The sequence below is a fragment of the Insulibacter thermoxylanivorax genome (assembly GCF_015472005.1).
Lineage (GTDB): Bacteria > Bacillota > Bacilli > Paenibacillales > DA-C8 > Insulibacter > Insulibacter thermoxylanivorax.
Window position 1 is genome coordinate 39,753 of the sequence record NZ_BMAQ01000006.1, and the last position, 15,853, is coordinate 55,605.

A 15,853-nucleotide genomic window follows, 5' to 3' on the forward strand; every position below is an offset into this window, starting at 1 on the left:
TATGGGAGGGAATGGTAATGGCATTTGTCATCACATCACCTTGTATCGGGGAGAAGGCAGCAGATTGTGTGGAAGTATGCCCTGTCGACTGTATCGTAGAAGGTGAAGACCAGTACTTCATCGATCCTGATGTATGTATCTCTTGCGGTGCTTGTGAGCTGGCATGCCCGGTATCAGCAATTTATGAAGAAGATGATGTTCCTGAGGAAGAGAGACACTTCATCGATAAGGCAATTGAATTTTTTAAGAACCGCTAACACTCGAGACTGCTGCAGTATAGCGCATTGATTCTATCCAGTTATTCATGAATTGAACTGCCCGTTTAATGCGGGCAGTTTTTTATGCTCATCTCATTGTTTTCATTCACGCTCTCATTCATGCTTCTCCTGTTTCTGCCCTATCCGATTCCTGTTCTCCCCTGCTGTCACATAAATGCCTGAAAACTGGGCATATTATGTCTTAGTTCTATGTTCTGGAGGAGATGAGCAGATGAACCAGTCTTCAGCAACGATCGGTACCTTCTCCGCGTTCAGCGCCATCATCCTCGCAGTTGGCTTAATGAACCATGTTCTGGTTATTCCTCCTTTGCTTGAGGTCACCCAGCGCGATGCGTGGCTGACGACAGTTCTCGCTGTGCTGCCGTTTCTCCTGTGGACTTGCTTGATCTATTACATCATGAATCGCACCGGACAGCAGCCGCTCCTAGTATGGCTGCGTCGACATTACGGCGCTGCCGCGGCATGGATCGTACGGATATATTACATCGTCTACTTGTTCATGATCGCTGCCATCACGCTCAAAGACACGACCACTTGGACGAAGGTCTCTTACTTAAGCCGGACGCCAATATTCGTATTGGCGCTGTCCCTGCTTATCGTGTGCTGCTTCTCCGCTCGCTGGGGACTTAAGACGATCATGATCGCTTCGGGTATCCTCCTGCCCTTTGTGATCGTCCTCGGGGATTTTGTGATGAGCGTGAATTTGCCTAAGAAGAACTATTCCCTGCTCCTTCCGATCCTGGAGAACGGCTGGGAGCCGATTGGAAAAGGCGGGATCTACATCGGCGGCGGTCTTGCTGAGCTGAGCATTTTATTAATCTTTCAACATTCGCTGAAGTCCCGCTTGAAGCTGTGGTGGTTATGGGTGCTTGCGCTATTTTTGATCATCTTGATCTGGGGACCCATTACGGGAGCAATAGCCGAATTCGGTCCCTTCGAAGCGATGGATCTCCGTTATCCCGCGTATGAGGAGTGGCGTCTCGTCAGCATAGGAAAGTACATCCAGCATGTGGATTTCCTTTCGATCTATCAGTGGTTGTCCGGTGCCGTGATTCGCATCGCCGTCGCCATCTGCCTCATCGTGGATCTGCTTCCGCAGAAATCGCAGAGAATACGGGCAAGACAACTGCATCTGATCTGTGCGCTGCTGCTGCTGACTGCCATCTTGCCGATCAGCGATATGATGTATCTTGATTTTATGAAGCGCATCTATTTTCCTTTGTCCCTGTTCTCTGCTCTTGCACTGACCTTGATCCTGGCCGTTCTCATTCGGTTGAAGAAGGATCAGCCCAGCACCGCTCACGGGGGTGGGAACTCATGAAACAGAAATCAAGATTGCTGATCAACATGCTGGGGCCGAAGAACTCGAACATACATCCGCAGCGTATACCGCCGCCCGTTTATCCCAGCGAACTGCCGACGGACGGCCAGTTATCACAGCAATTCTTCTATGACTTGTTCGATGGCTGTGCCGATATCCGAATCTCCAAATTGAAGATTAGCCGGGAAGATCCGATCTCGGAAGTCATCCTCGTCTCCTGTGACGGCATGACGAATACCCAGCAGATTAATGAAGTCGTCATTCCCCGGATCATGGCCCTGGGAGAAACCGACCCCGAAGTGCCGATCGATGCGGCGATTGATTTGGAGTTAACACGGATCGAGAAGATCGAACAGATCGTTCCAAAGGTATTCATGGGGCACCTGATCCTGTATTTAACGAAGCAGCAAGCCATCTACTCATATGATGCATCGGATATGCCGGGACGAGCTCCGGAGGAGTCCAATACGGAACTTTCGATCAAAGGCCCGCGCGACGGTTTCGTCGAAAATGTCAAAACGAATGTCGCACTGGTTCGTAAACGGCTGCGCACGAATGCGCTGCGCTATGAACAGTTTGTCATCGGCCGAAAGAGTGAAAGCCGCGTCGCCCTGCTCTATATCCAGTCATACATTCGTCCCGATCTCCTAGAAGAAGCAAGGAAACGCATTCTCAGGATCGATCAAGATGCACTGCTCAGCAGCGCGCAGCTGGAAGCGATTATCTCAGATTCTGCCTATTCTCTGTTTCCGCTGATCACCTATACCGGTCGTCCGGACTTCGTCGTGGAATGCCTTCTGCGCGGGAGACTGGCGATCATCGTCGACGGCGCGCCGATCGCCATCATCGCTCCTGTGAACTTAACCCTGCTGTTAAAATCACCGGAGGATCAGTATTTCCCCGCTCATATTATCGGCTTCCAGATGAGCATCCGGCTCCTCGGCTTGTTCATCGCTTTATTCCTGCCGGGGTTCTGGATCGCACTCTCATCTTACAATATGGAACAGCTTCCTTTCCCGCTCTTGGCAACGGTGGTCAATACGCGTATGGGGCTGCCGATGCCTGCGCCCTTGGAAGCTTTCATGATGCTGGCGCTCTTCGAAGTGTTCCGCGAAGCCGGTGTCCGTCTTCCCAAGGCCGTGGGACAGACGATCGCAGTGGTCGGCGGGATCATCGTCGGTGACGCGGTAATCCGGGCAGGGCTGTCTTCAACGACGATGCTCATCATCGCTGCACTGACTGCTGTCTCGACCTTTACGCTCGTTAATCAGACGCTGAGCGCTTCGGTCACCATCATTCGCTTCTTCGTGATGGCCTTTGCTTCTCTGCTCGGTATGTACGGATTCATCCTGTCCGTGATCGCTGTTGTGATGTATCTGAGCAAACTCGAATCCTTCGGCATACCCTATCTCACGCCGCTGAGTCCCTTGCGGCAGCAACACCTCATTCCAGCTTTCTTCAAGCGGCAAAGCAGAGAACAATATGATACCTCATTCCTGCATGATCGAAATAACGACAGGCAGAGTGAGCAATCGTGAAGGCTTGTCGTCCATCACACGCTGCCGTTTGTCTGGGTTTTATGTTAACATGCTCCCTGCTGCTCACCGGCTGCTGGGATATCAAGGATCCGCAAGATGTGCATTATGTCTCGGCTGTGGCTTTTGACTACGAAGACGAGCAATACGTGGTCTACGCACAGATGATCGACTTCTCCTCGGTCACTTCACCTGAATCGGACAAGCCGACCAATAAATTGCCCGTTTATGTGGGCAAAGGGACCGGGGATACCGTCGCCAGCGCTTACAACGACTTGTATAATGCATCACAGCTTCGGACTTTCCACGGTCACGTGGGCGCCATCGTCTTTGGTGAAAAATTGCTGAAACGCGGCATCGGCAATATTTTGGATCTGCTTACCCGCTACCATGAATTTCGCTATACAGCTTGGGTGTTCGGTTCGAGGGAATCCCTCGAAGAGGTGCTCAGCGCCTCGCCTTTCTTCAATCTGTCACCGATCGCCTCCCTCTTGCACCAGCCGCAAGAGCTGTATAAGCAAAAATCCATCGTCGCGCCTAAGATGTTAAGGGAGTTGGTTACCGATATTCGCGAGCCGGGCAGGACGGCTCATCTTCCCTCACTGGGACTGGATCAATCGATCTGGAAGACGTCGATGAAACCTACGGACCTCCTTGTTTATAATGGGATCTTTACATTGCATTCCTATGAATGCAACGGATTCTTCCCTGTGGATGATCTTCGCGGACTCCGCTGGCTCACCCCTTCAACCCAGCGGTCCCCCCTCACCTTAAGAGATGGGAATAACGTATACTCCGATCTCTCCCTGCGTCATCCGAAGGTGAAGATTAGAGCGGAGATCCAAGACAACAAGATCACCTATCGCTTGCAGACGAAGCTTAAAGCGAATGTGATCGAAGTCATCCAGCCGATTGACGAACGGGAGATGGAGGAGTTGGCTGCTGAGCAAGTGACCCAAGAGATCCTTGCTACTTATCAGAAAGCATACGAACAAGGCGTGGATCTCTTTCAGCTGGAACATGCGCTGTATGTGCAGCATAACCGCTGGTGGCAAGAACACATCAAAGGAAGGAAACTGGTCTTGCCTGCGCCGGAAGAATTGAACATCGAAGTGGATGTGAATGTATCAACATCAGGGAAATTAAAGCTGCAGACGAAATGAACGCCGAATATGAATATGCGAAAAACCGCCCGGACAGCCTCTCATGCAGAGACATCCGGGCGGTCCTAACCCAGCACAAACCAGCCTAATGAACTCATCTTAAAACTAATTGAAGAACATGATTTATTTAAGAAAACGATGATTGCCTATTCTCGCAACTTCCGTCAGTCTGTTCCATAAACCGTCTGAGGAAACCTTCGGATTATGAAAATATACGGCACCCTCGACGTTATTCTCCCCTCTTGCTGCTGCCATAACCGCCTTCCAGACGCTTTCGTTCGGTTCAGCCTTATCCAGCAAACCATTATGCGCCGGCGGGAATTGGTTAGGCGCATAGATCACATCGCGGATCGTATCCGGGAAGCGCGGATCGCGCACCCGATTAAGGATCACATTGGCTACTGCCAATTGTCCTTCATAAGGCTCATAGCCGGCTTCTACCATGGTGATCTTCGCCAGAAGTTCCAACTCGCTCTCGCTGTATGGCAGTTCCTCCGCTGCCAACGTCTCCGCTGCCGCCTCTTCCTCCGGTTCCTCGATCTTGTTCCGCATGATATCGGGAATCACGATCTTGACATGACCGATTTCGTCCACATCTTGCTCGGGATGGCGGTTGCGCTCAAGCAAGAGATCTTCCTCTATGTTCAGCTTAGCGCTGACCTCAGCTAAGGTCTCACCCTCTTCGAGGATATAGGGCGACTTGCGAAGCACATAAGCTGCGCGATCTTCCTCATCCCATTCCACTTCAGCGTGCAGAAATTGCGCAGCATGCCTGAGCGGTACATAGATGCGCTGGTTCACGCTGATCGGCGCCACATCCATCCGGTATTCGACATCGTTCAGCTTCATAAGCGGATTCTCCGGTTGGAATGTGATCACGTCCCCATAGACCGAGAACACACGTACTTCCCCCTGATCCTGCACCCACACGACAATGCCGTCCAAGGCTTCGGCGAGATGCCGGATCGATACCAATAATCTGCCGTCTTCGATCAGCAATTGATCGTTTAAGATGTGGTCTTCAGAGTCGATATACACTTTCGGTTCTACGTCGCCAATCGTCTCTGCTGCAGCCTGTTCCTCTTGCTCAGCCTGAGCCAGGACAGAAGCCGGCCATACAAACGCCGCTGTGAGCAGCACAGCGATGATACGATTTCGAATCTCTAATCACCTCTCTGCTTGAGCAGCGCGGGTTTCACGCTCCCCTATGAATTCCCTCGCTCAACGTAAAGCAGGGTTTCTTGATCAAATGTCTCCCGGTCAAGGGAATGTTTATTCTCCGATATCCCTAAAGATACATACTGCACAAATGTTGATAGGTTGTGAGACTATCGGACTATTTTTGGACTTATTTTTTGGTAGATTTCAATTAATTGCTTGATGATTTTCGTCGAATCGTGGTGCTCGCGCACATATTGGTTCCCATATCGGCCGAGTTCCAAGCGCAGTTCCGGCTGAAGCAGAAGATGTTTCAATTCATCATACAGCGCATCTGGATTCGCTGAGATGATCGGCAGCCCTTTGGGCAGCCTTGCAGCGATATCCGGCCTTATATAGCAGAGGACGGGTTTGCCCATGGCATCGCTTCGATGCTGACATTGCCGTACATACCGCATAAGATCTGGTCGATGACGATATCCGCTGCTTGCATGATCGCCTTCGCCTCCGCCATGGCTTTCTTCTCGATGATGACAAAGTCGAAGTTCAGCTCCTGCTGCAGCTTCGCAGCGATTCGCTCGATCTGATCCGACCCTTTGAAAGAACGGCTGATATCTTACAAGCGCAGCAGCCTATGCAGATGTCTAGACAAATCGATAGATCCAGAAACGTTCCGTGCCGAAGTTTTTCTTCACTAGTTCTTCATCATCCATATTAAACAAGAATTGCGAGCGATGAGCGCGGATCGCTCCCACCTTCTGCTTCATGTAGTCGCTGACATCATGAACGATCTGCGGCGGGCCCAGCACTTCCTCGCATCCTCTGGAGAAGGCCAAACAATGAACGGCCGGCCGCTCCTCTTCCGGCATCTCCTGCACCGCTTTGATCACGACGGCGCCCGTCGCATCATGATCCGGATGCACGCTGAAGCCCGGATAGAACGTATAGATCGTCGACGGCTTCACTTCATCGATGACCTCGCGAATCCGCGCTGCCAGTCGATCATGATCTTCGAATTCTATCGTCTTATCATGCAATCCGAACATCCTTACATCTTGGATGCCTATGATGCGGCAGGATTCCAGCAGCTCCTGTCTGCGGATCTCCGGCAAGGTCTCGCGATTGGCGATGGGCGGATTGCCGAGATTGCGCCCCATCTCTCCCAACGTCAAACAGATATATGTCACGGGCACTCCATGATCGATATGTTTAGCAAGCGTGCCGGCCAGTCCGAAGGCCTCATCATCCGGATGCGGCAGCACAACTAAGATATGACGATTCATACTGCTCCTCCTGTTCATTTGATACTGTATATTGAGTTAATAACCGTGCTCAGTAGATTGCCGTTTTTATGCGATATTTTGGATGAAACCGCAGGACGACTGTTGCCGTTGCAACACGCACGATTTATACGATTTTTTGGATAAAATCAACGGATCATCCCATGTTTTCGACGATTTTATCCGATTATTAGGTCAAAACTGCAACATAACTGCAGCATCACGCACGTTTTATACGATTTTTCGGTCAAAACCTACGGATTACACCATATTTATACTAGTTTTATTCGAAATTTAGGACAAAACCGCATATCTCACTCCTCAATTCTGCAAGAGTCCGTTAGTCCATTCCCTTCGCCGTGCCAAAGGGTTCCTTGCTGATCTGAAGTGCGACGACCAATTTCCCTTCTTCATTCAGGCCGGCCATGATCAGCCGTTCCGTTTCCTGGTCTTCCATATGCGTCAACCCTTCCGAATAGATCCAGCCCTCTGCCATTTTCAGCCCTACCCGGTAAGGACCGCTGCCTGCTATCCGTGCATGGGAGAAACGAACGCGGGCATTGCGGATAAAGGTCGAGCCTGTAAACTTCGCCCGACCATGATGAGCCGCATAGGCGCCCATCGTCATCTCCAGATGAATGTAGACATCCTGATCGACAAAGGCGTCCAACATGCGTTGTACTTCCGTTTTATCAATTAATTTCATCATCGGTCTCTCCTTCTCAGCATCGTATAATGAATCATCTTGAGTCTATTATTGGCGGGTTATAACCGTTAATCAGAATTCATCCAAACATGGATACAAAACACAAACCATCATTACAATCTTCTCTATGTTCAATCTCAGCCGCATCCCTATACATATAAGCTCAGGATCCACAGCACATACAGATGCCCCGGGTAAAAAGCCGCCACAACCACTTTGGCGCGCGAAGTCTATAGGCGAATTTTCGGACCCGCTCCTCCGGCAGCGCGAAGATGACGCTCGGAAGGACGCTCCACAGCTGCGTCCACGCGGACAGACCGGCCGCCGCATACACGAGGTTCAGTCCCGCATGGTACCATAGGATGGACCACCCTGAAGCATATCGACGATCAGCTTGGCTGCCATGGCGATCCATTGCATGATGCACACCTTCACTCGCTGCTGCTCTCAATTACCTGCTGCTGATTTTCCTGTTGATCATTTTACTAACTAACATCATAACTCTTTTTTCCGGCAGCTGCCAATTGTCAATCGTTGAATCTCACACAAGTTAATATTTGGATTTGACAGCAGATCCTATCAACGATTTTACGAAGTTTTAGAACATTTGCAAGAAACCGCGTTCAAGCTTGGTTTCCTTCTCTCTGTTTCGGTATAATGGGATTAAGCATGTATTTTCTGGATTGGGGAGACAGGTATGGTGAATTTTGATCAAGTGCCTAACCGTAAACACACTTATTCATACAAATGGGATCAATCTGCCAAGCTGTTCGGCAGCGAAGAGATCCTGCCCCTGTGGGTTGCCGATATGGACTTCGAAAGTCCGCCCGCTGTGAAGGAAGCCATCCAGCGCCGCGCCGCCCAAGGCATCTATGGTTACACCTTTAAGCCTGAGTCATATACAGAAGCGATCGTCAACTGGTTCAAGCGCCGCCATAATTGGCAGATCGAACCCGGGTGGATCACGGATTCGCCAAGCGTCGTAACATCGCTCAGCATCGCCATTGATCTGTTCAGCGAACCGGGCAGCAAGGTGATCCTGCAATCGCCGGTTTATTATCCATTCTATGACGTGATCCGCAACAACGGCCGTCAGATCGTGAAGAATCCTCTGCTCGAACGCAGCGGCACCTACGAGATGGATTATGACCACTTGGAGTCCTTGATGATGGATGGAGCGCGGCTGCTCCTGCTATGCAATCCGCATAATCCCGGCGGCCGTGTATGGAGCCGGGAAGAATTGATGAAGCTGGGCGAATTATGCTTAACCTATGGAGTTATCGTCATCTCCGATGAGATTCACTGCGACCTTGTCCTGCCGGGGCATCGCTATACCCCCTTTGCGTCGCTGTCACCGGAGATCGCCGAGATCACGCTAACCTGCCTGGCACCGACGAAGACCTTCAATCTGCCCGGACTGCAGATCTCCTATATCGTCGCATCGAACCGCCGCATGAAACAGCAATTTGAGAAGCGGATCAAGACGCTGAGTCTGCATATGACCGGTTTCTTCGCACCCGATGCGGTACAAGCCGCCTACAATCACGGGGAAGGCTGGCTGGACGAACTTCTGCAATATGTACAGGGCAATGTAGATTATGCGATTCAATATCTGCAAGAACATCTGCCGGAAGTCCGGCCCTTCCGTCCTCAGGGCACCTACCTGCTGTGGCTCGATTGCCGCGGCCTAGGATTGGATGTTGAAGAGCTAAAGCGTCTGATGTATCAAGAAGCGAAGGTCGCTTTCAATGAAGGATCGACCTTCGGTTCCGAAGGGACCGGTTTCCTGCGCATCAATCTGGCTTGTCCGCGGCAGATCGTCGAGGAAGCCCTGAAGCGATTCTGTGAGGCAGCGCGCAAACATATATCTTAATAACAACATCTTATGAACGGATCCCGAGGAAGGACCCTAATCATGAATATATTGGAGGTTATCGCATCATGAAATTACAAGTCACACCAGAAGCCGTTAAGTGGTTTAAAGAAGAAATGGGATTAGAACCCGGCGAAGCCATTCGCTTCTACATTCAGCTGTACGGTTCCTCAGGCACCAAACATCACAATTTCTCTCTCGGCATCATGCGCGATACGCCGCCCAGCGATGCGTCCTTAAGCACGGAAGTTGACGGCATCACCTTCTTCTTCACCGAGGGAGACAAGTGGTTCCTCGATGAATACGAGATGAAGGTCACCGTTGAGGACGGCGAACTGAAATATACGTTTGACCAAATCTAATACAACCTCTGCCCAATCAAGGGAATGAGCCGGCCAGCCGCCGGAGTCATTCCCCTTCTTTTGTCCCTAATTAGGCTTATGAACGCTTAACCACATTAAAGTTTTCCTCCAACAGCAGCCAATTCTGCGGAAAAGGCAGCCCCAGCTTCCAATAGCTGATGCCGCGCAAGCCGAGTTCCTTGATCAGATTGAACTTCGCTTGGATCGAGCGGGCATCCTCGAACCATACCTTATGCGCTCGGCCTTCGGCATCGACATAATCAAAATGCGGCGCCTGAGCTGTATAATCATATTGGATCGCCACATTCTCCCGGCGGGCCAGTTCGATCGCCGCCTGCGGGCTCAGCGCCCGCGCATATTCTCCCCCCTGCACATAGGGCAATGTCCAATCATAGCCGTACAGATTCTGCCCCATCATGATCTTGCTGCCCGGCATCTCCGTCAGCGCATATTCCAACACGCGTCTCACCGAATTGATCGGCGAGACGGGCATCGGCGGTCCGCCGCTGTACCCCCATTCATAGGTCATGATCACGACGAAATCCGCGACTTCACCATGCGTACGATAGTCGTGTGCTGTATACCATTCCCCCGTTTGGGTTGCGCTGACTTTGGGCGCCAGCGCCGTCGACATGAGATATCCTTCCTGATGGATGCGTTCTGCAGCCCGTCTTAAAAACCGATTATACGCTTCACGGTCATTGGGACTGATGAACTCCATGTCGAAATGGATATCGCGAAAACCAAGCTCCCCTGCTGTCGAGATAATATTGTTAAGCAAGGTGGTTTGCAATTCTTCGTTATTTAAGATCTCGCCGGCCAACTCTGCACTGAACTGCTCATTCTCCAGATTCGTCACGACCATCATCAAAGTCACATCGTTCTGCGCAGCGATCTCTGGAAATTGATCGAGATTGGGACGCCTTAAGGAGCCGTCGCGCTGAATCTGGAAGCTGAAAGGCGCCAGATAGGTTAAAAGCGGCGCTGCCCGCCTTGTATCCTGCAGCACGACATCCGATACCTGCTCCCGGGGCTCAACATAGGCATTGGACTCGATATCGCGTCTTGGCGGCGGCGGAATATAGAGTCTTAAGCCAACCCGCAGCGGCTGAGCCGGACTGAGTCCGTTCACGCTTGCGATCGTACCTGCATCGATGCCGAAACGGCGAGCGATGGTGAATAAACTGTCTCCCGGCTGCACCCAATAGTATCGCCCCGTAATCGGAATGACCAAGGCCTGACCTACGACAAGGGACAGATTTGGATCGATCTCATTGGCCGCAGCGATCTCCTCGACGGTGACCCCATAAGCATGAGAGATCCCGTACAGGGATTGCCCAGCTTGCACAACATGAATCTGCATAGAACTCCTCCTAACTGCCGAACCTCTTATCTGATCATCTTAGGCAATCTATGCATCTTCCTGAGGATAGGTGAATGTCCTAGGTCATTTTCTTAAGGTTTTTTCTTTGTCACATGATTGTCATGGGTTCATGCATTGAATCTCGCCTATGATTCTGCTATGATGCTCAATGTGCTTATCAAATATAATCCAGGGAGCTGTGGTGTAGAGGCCTAACATGCCTGCCTGTCACGCAGGAGAACGCGGGTTCGAATCCCGTCAGCTCCGCCACTTAGATCAATAATGAGCAGAGACAGCGGTTCTCTGCTCTTTTATTGATAAGTTCATTTCCCATTCCACCCTTGTAAGAGATGGCGAATGATTGGATGGATACACTATAATATGGTGAAGATATGGATGGTGCAGGTATTTGTGCGGTAGGAGATTCTCTTGAAGGGGGCCCTGATCGATGGATTCCTATGAACGGAAGGTGCAGCAAGAGATTGCCGATTGGAAGAAGTCCATGCTGAAACGCTCGGGAATGATAAACCGATGGTTCAAAAAGACACAGCAGCGCATCAACACCGCGATCCCCGAACGCGCCCAGCAGATCATCACCGAAGCGATCAAGGCGATGGTCAAGACCGCTTTATTCGGTTCGGAGTACACCACATATGTGAAAGAACGACGAACAGATCTTCATATAGAGGAACGCGATAAACATTTCGATGAGGTGTTGAATCGGTACAAGAAGATCGCAGCCGCTGAAGGAGCAGGCACCGGCGCAGGCGGCATCATGCTCAGCTTGGCAGACATCCCGCTCTTGATCTCCATCAAGATGAAATTCCTCTTCGAAGCGGCTGTTGTGTACGGTTTTGATATCCGTCTCAAAGAGGAACGCCTCTTCATCTTATATGTGTTTCTGCTTGCCTTCTCCGGTGATGAACAGCGACAGAAGACACTGCAGATCGTCGAGAATTGGCACACCGAACGCCAGCACATCGATGATATCGACTGGCAGATCTTACAGCAGGAGTACAGAGACCATATCGATCTCGTGAAGATGCTGCAGATGGTGCCCGGCTTCGGTGCCGTCGTCGGTGCTTATGCCAACTACAATCTATTGGATCAACTCGGCACCACGGCTAAGAACGCCTATCGCATGCGATTACTTGCGCTTCCGCAGGATTAACCATAGAAGGATGAGGACGAGCAGCGCGCCGCCGATGATCAGCACGATGGGCAGACTCCTGCCCCCATCCTTCTCTGCTTCGTCCGCTGTGGATTGAAGAGGCTGCAGCGATGTATCAACAGGGGCGGATACGTCCTGAGCTTCTCCGGCATCTTCCGACCCATCCGCATCCTCTTCCGCTCCACCTGCAGCTATGTCCTCTTCCCCATGGCTGTGCCCCGCTTCCGTGTCGGGAATCGCTCCGATCTCTTCATCCGTAAACTGGGCTTCGCCCACCTTGATGATATCCAGTTCACCTTCTGCATCATCGGCAGATGCAGGGGCATACCAGCTTGCTTCCACCATCTTATCGATCCATTGGGTCAGGTCGACGGGACCGTTTAAGATCTTCGGATGATGACTCACTTGGTACCACTTGCCGCCGATGGCGATCCGGAACACATCATAGGTATTGTCGCCTTCTGTCACCGTAACCTTATCAACTTCTTCCACGATTCCTGTCGGTCCCGCCTCATAATTGGCCATATCGAACAGCGTCTTCCCATCGACTGGTTCCGTGAAGAACTGCCCCATATACAGCGCGAAATCTTCCCGCGTCATGGTCGCTTCCGCATCCACGACGGGAGCTGCCCCGCCAAAATACGCCTGATTCACATCCCCATACGTGGCATAACCGTCAAGGGACGGAACGAGACCTTCCTCTAACGCCGCTTGGCGGATCGCATCGGCAGCAGCTCCTGCCCCGCCGAGGCCGTGGAATCTCCCTGCCCAGAAGGCGAGATCACTGCGGGTTAGCAACTCAAATGGTTTGAACAGATTCACCCCGCCCTCGATGCCGATGGCGCGAATGCCATGCAGCAGGACGATCTCTTGCAGAACCTCCGAATATTCGATATCGCTGTATAAGTTCTTCTCATTCTGCACGTGGGCTGAGACGGGCACAGCTCCGATCAATAGCATCAGGAATAGAGCGACAATGGACGATACGACTTTCTTCATCATTTTCTCACCTTTATCTCTACTATTTTATTCGCCTGCATACTCAACAGGCATCAACACGATCGCGCCATTCGTCTGATCCACGTAGAAATCCTTGGAGTTGGGATTCAGCTTGCTGTAATCCAAGACGAAGCCCGGCATCTGATTCATATACAGATCCGCGATGCGTATGCCGTTCATAAACCCCGCCTCGAACTTCAAACTCGCCGTTCGCTCATCATCTCTCGTCACCATCCCGATCAAGATGATGTCGAGGGAATTCTTCGCATAATGCACATACACGTGGTCGGACTGAATGTAATAATCCAACTCCAGATAACGGTTCAACAAATCCTGTTCGATGCGGAAAGGGGCTCTTGGGCGATCTTGGACCGTGATCTGGCGGATGCGCCGCTGCACCCGATCCTTGTCCGCAATAAGGATCTCATCCAGTACATTGGCTTCTTTCGCCCAGAGTGAATCCGCGGCATCAGCGATCTCTTCATCCGTCAGATGGCCGTATTCGGCAAGGAATTCTTCGCGGGATCGGAGATTGGCTTCGATCATCTGCAGCAGCTGTTCATAGCTCGCCAAGGCATCCCGTGCCGCCTTTACCGTCCGATACTCGAGATACAGCCGATTCAAGGCAGCCAGGTCCTGATCCAGTTTGAGCTCGATCAAGCGCAGATTCGCCAGCACATCGACGATCGAATCGGCATCCAGGATAAAGTTCAGCATCACATCGGTGCCGATGGATTGGTAGAATTGGAGAAGCGGGATCTGCTCATCCTGCTTCACCGTAAATGCCGCATTCAACCGCTCAACGTGGGGCGTAAGGTTCTCGATCTGAATGCGCGTATCCTCCAGTTCCGCGCGGAGACGCTCCGTCGCATCCTCATCACGAATATCGACAAGGAAATCCTTGAACGCTCCGACCACATGGGCATAAACCGCCGTCGGGAAGAGAAGCAAGAGCAGCAGGAGCAGCCATATCCGCCTACGCATGTTTCATCAACTTCCTTGTCGAGAGATAGGTGCCGACCAGGCCGATCCCGACCCCGAAAGCGATGATCCCGAGGAGTATGAGATTCAACGCCGGTCGACTGAAATCAAACACCGCGGAGAAGCGGATCTGCAGCTCATATAGGGCGTAATAATAGATCAGATAGACGGCGAAGGCAGCGATCAGACTGCCGATGAAGCCGATGATGACGCCTTCTAAGAGAAATTGTCCGCGCACATGGCTTTCCTTCGCTCCGAGGAGCAGCTTGACGCGGATATCCTTCTGCCGCTGATACAGCGCCAGATTCATCGCGATGCTTACGGTTAAGACTGATGCAAGCAGGAACACGATGAGGATGATCAAACCATATGTACTCGCAGTATTCGACCAAGCGACTACCTGCTTGGCGAATTCCTGCGCATAGATCACATCCGTGATGCCCCGGGTCGCTGCCAGCTGCTCAGCTACGAGATTCGCCTGGGCAGAATCGGTGACCTCGATCAAGATCGCATCCGGCAGCTTGCTGTCGCGGAAGGAGTCAAAGAGATGCGGCATATCACGGAAGAACCGCTGGAGCTTGTCCAAGGCATCGTCCCGCGTCTCGATCTCCACGCTCTTCACGAAGCTGGTTTCCTCCAGGATCCTCGCAGCCTCTTCAGTATCGATCTCTGGATCGACGAAGACTTTGATCTTCACCTGATCATTCAGATAACGGATCACATCATCGACGCCTGCAGCGAGCAGCACCATCGCCCCGGTGAGCGTCAGCGAGATGAAGATCAGCAGGATCGTCGCGATCGCTGCGCCGGCATTGCGCCGGATGCCGTCCTGAACGTCGCGCAGATAGTAGCTGAGTACCGTACCGCCTGTGCGCGGCAGTCTGGATACACGCTGCACGGCTGCTGCCGGTGCCCGTTTAGGCATGTCCATCTTGGGTCCGTCCATTCTCTCAATCTTCATTCTTCTACTCGCCCCTCTCTGACATAGAGCGTCCGTGCTTGATACTTGTGCGACAGCTCCTCGGCATGGGTGACGATGAACATGGTGATGCCCTCTTCTTCGTTTAGTTGTTTGAGCAGATCTAAGATCTTCTCTGCGTTGGCAGGATCAAGGTTGCCCGTCGGTTCATCGGCCAGCAGCACCTTCGGTTTGTTCAGCAGGGCCCGCGCGATCGCCACCCGCTGCTGTTCTCCGCCGGAGAGCTCGTGGGGGTAGCGGTCTTGCTTGCCGCTGAGGCCGACGCGGTGAAGCAGATTCAGCGTCTCCTGTTTGATCTCATCTTCTCTTCTGCCGATCACCTCCCCCGCCAAAGCGACATTCTCATAGACCGTCTTGCGGCCCAAGAGCTCGAAGGTTTGGAAGATCGTGCCGGCGATACGGCGGCTTTCATAACGGGCCAGCGAGCGCAGCGGTTTCCCGTCCAAGGTCACTTCGCCGCTGTAGTCTTCGATATCCCGATACAGGATCTTCAGCAGCGTGCTCTTGCCTGAACCGGAATCCCCTTTGAGGAAGACATATTCTCCCCGTTCAATGCGAAAATTCACATCCCTTAACACCGGCACCTGACGATAGGATTTCTCGACATGCTTCATCTCGATCATCCGCTGCTCTCCCTCTTTCGACGATTTCAACATGTTCTTGCTAGATTCATGATGATTCCGT

The 15,853-nt window shown here is 51.8% G+C and carries 18 protein-coding genes and 1 tRNA gene; 8 read left to right on the plus strand and 11 right to left on the minus strand.

Features of this window, described 5'->3' with window-relative positions:
• Nucleotides 1-17 precede the first annotated feature (17 nt).
• The 4 genes from PRECH8_RS04550 (at nt 18) to PRECH8_RS04565 (ending at nt 4,297) form a co-directional block, all read left to right on the plus strand.
• Nucleotides 18-257, plus strand: coding sequence for a ferredoxin family protein (locus PRECH8_RS04550; RefSeq protein ID WP_200965914.1), 240 nt, complete (start codon nt 18-20; stop codon nt 255-257).
• Nucleotides 258-489: 232 nt separating this feature from the next.
• Entirely contained in the window at nt 490-1,599 is a 1,110-nt protein-coding gene (locus PRECH8_RS04555) for an endospore germination permease (RefSeq protein WP_200965915.1), read from the plus strand.
• Nucleotides 1,596-3,137 carry a spore germination protein gene (locus PRECH8_RS04560; RefSeq protein ID WP_200965916.1) on the plus strand — a complete coding sequence of 514 codons (1,542 nt, stop codon included), beginning with the start codon at nt 1,596-1,598 and terminating at the stop codon, nt 3,135-3,137. Before PRECH8_RS04555 ends, PRECH8_RS04560 begins: the two co-directional genes overlap by 4 nt.
• A gap of 41 nt (nt 3,138-3,178) precedes the next feature.
• Complete coding sequence (locus PRECH8_RS04565; protein WP_200965917.1) at nt 3,179-4,297, plus strand: Ger(x)C family spore germination protein; 1,119 nt, start codon at nt 3,179-3,181, stop codon at nt 4,295-4,297.
• Nucleotides 4,298-4,420: 123 nt separating this feature from the next.
• Here the strand turns inward: PRECH8_RS04565 and PRECH8_RS04570 are convergent, their stop codons facing one another.
• From PRECH8_RS04570 to PRECH8_RS04590, 6 genes are all read right to left on the minus strand, one after another.
• Nucleotides 4,421-5,437: a cell wall hydrolase gene (locus PRECH8_RS04570; protein WP_200965918.1), complete on the minus strand. Its 1,017-nt coding sequence runs from the start codon at nt 5,435-5,437 to the stop codon at nt 4,421-4,423.
• A gap of 188 nt (nt 5,438-5,625) precedes the next feature.
• On the minus strand, nt 5,626-5,874 hold the full coding sequence (locus PRECH8_RS04575) for a glycosyltransferase (RefSeq protein ID WP_200965919.1): 249 nt from the start codon (nt 5,872-5,874) through the stop codon (nt 5,626-5,628).
• Nucleotides 5,847-5,969 (minus strand): hypothetical protein, encoded by a 123-nt coding sequence (locus PRECH8_RS14600; RefSeq protein ID WP_276569088.1) that lies wholly within the window; start codon nt 5,967-5,969, stop codon nt 5,847-5,849. The genes PRECH8_RS04575 and PRECH8_RS14600 overlap by 28 nt, the downstream gene beginning before the upstream one ends.
• A gap of 130 nt (nt 5,970-6,099) precedes the next feature.
• Nucleotides 6,100-6,738, minus strand: coding sequence for a bacillithiol biosynthesis deacetylase BshB2 (gene bshB2, locus PRECH8_RS04580; RefSeq protein ID WP_200965920.1), 639 nt, complete (start codon nt 6,736-6,738; stop codon nt 6,100-6,102).
• A gap of 337 nt (nt 6,739-7,075) precedes the next feature.
• A complete protein-coding gene (locus tag PRECH8_RS04585) occupies nt 7,076-7,441 on the minus strand; it encodes a YojF family protein (protein WP_200965921.1) in 366 nt (121 codons plus the stop codon).
• A gap of 163 nt (nt 7,442-7,604) precedes the next feature.
• Nucleotides 7,605-7,892, minus strand: coding sequence for a hypothetical protein (locus PRECH8_RS04590; protein WP_207161768.1), 288 nt, complete (start codon nt 7,890-7,892; stop codon nt 7,605-7,607).
• A 246-nt stretch (nt 7,893-8,138) separates the two neighbouring features.
• On the opposite strand from PRECH8_RS04590, the gene PRECH8_RS04595 reads away from it, so the two are divergent.
• Both PRECH8_RS04595 and PRECH8_RS04600 read left to right on the plus strand, forming a co-directional pair.
• Entirely contained in the window at nt 8,139-9,314 is a 1,176-nt protein-coding gene (locus tag PRECH8_RS04595) for a MalY/PatB family protein (RefSeq protein WP_200965923.1), read from the plus strand.
• A 68-nt stretch (nt 9,315-9,382) separates the two neighbouring features.
• Nucleotides 9,383-9,676 (plus strand): HesB/YadR/YfhF family protein, encoded by a 294-nt coding sequence (locus PRECH8_RS04600; protein WP_200965924.1) that lies wholly within the window; start codon nt 9,383-9,385, stop codon nt 9,674-9,676.
• A gap of 76 nt (nt 9,677-9,752) precedes the next feature.
• Here the strand turns inward: PRECH8_RS04600 and PRECH8_RS04605 are convergent, their stop codons facing one another.
• Nucleotides 9,753-11,039, minus strand: coding sequence for a glycoside hydrolase family 18 protein (locus PRECH8_RS04605; protein ID WP_200965925.1), 1,287 nt, complete (start codon nt 11,037-11,039; stop codon nt 9,753-9,755).
• 193 nt (nt 11,040-11,232) lie between these two features.
• On the opposite strand from PRECH8_RS04605, the gene PRECH8_RS04610 reads away from it, so the two are divergent.
• Nucleotides 11,233-11,309: transfer RNA gene (locus PRECH8_RS04610), tRNA-Asp, on the plus strand.
• 178 nt (nt 11,310-11,487) lie between these two features.
• Complete coding sequence (locus PRECH8_RS04615) at nt 11,488-12,210, plus strand: EcsC family protein (protein WP_200965926.1); 723 nt, start codon at nt 11,488-11,490, stop codon at nt 12,208-12,210.
• On the opposite strand, the gene PRECH8_RS04620 is transcribed toward PRECH8_RS04615, so the two are convergent.
• Genes PRECH8_RS04620 through PRECH8_RS04635 form a run of 4 tightly spaced genes read right to left on the minus strand, consistent with a single transcriptional unit; the run spans nt 12,187 to nt 15,822 of the window.
• Complete coding sequence (locus tag PRECH8_RS04620) at nt 12,187-13,209, minus strand: hypothetical protein (RefSeq protein ID WP_200965927.1); 1,023 nt, start codon at nt 13,207-13,209, stop codon at nt 12,187-12,189. The genes PRECH8_RS04615 and PRECH8_RS04620 overlap by 24 nt on opposite strands.
• Nucleotides 13,210-13,236: 27 nt before the next feature.
• On the minus strand, nt 13,237-14,193 hold the full coding sequence (locus tag PRECH8_RS04625) for a coiled-coil domain-containing protein (RefSeq protein ID WP_200965928.1): 957 nt from the start codon (nt 14,191-14,193) through the stop codon (nt 13,237-13,239).
• A complete protein-coding gene (locus PRECH8_RS04630; protein WP_200965929.1) occupies nt 14,186-15,151 on the minus strand; it encodes a cell division protein FtsX in 966 nt (321 codons plus the stop codon). The genes PRECH8_RS04625 and PRECH8_RS04630 overlap by 8 nt, the downstream gene beginning before the upstream one ends.
• Entirely contained in the window at nt 15,148-15,822 is a 675-nt protein-coding gene (locus PRECH8_RS04635; protein ID WP_242457436.1) for a cell division ATP-binding protein FtsE, read from the minus strand. The genes PRECH8_RS04630 and PRECH8_RS04635 overlap by 4 nt, the downstream gene beginning before the upstream one ends.
• Nucleotides 15,823-15,853: the final 31 nt, after the last annotated feature.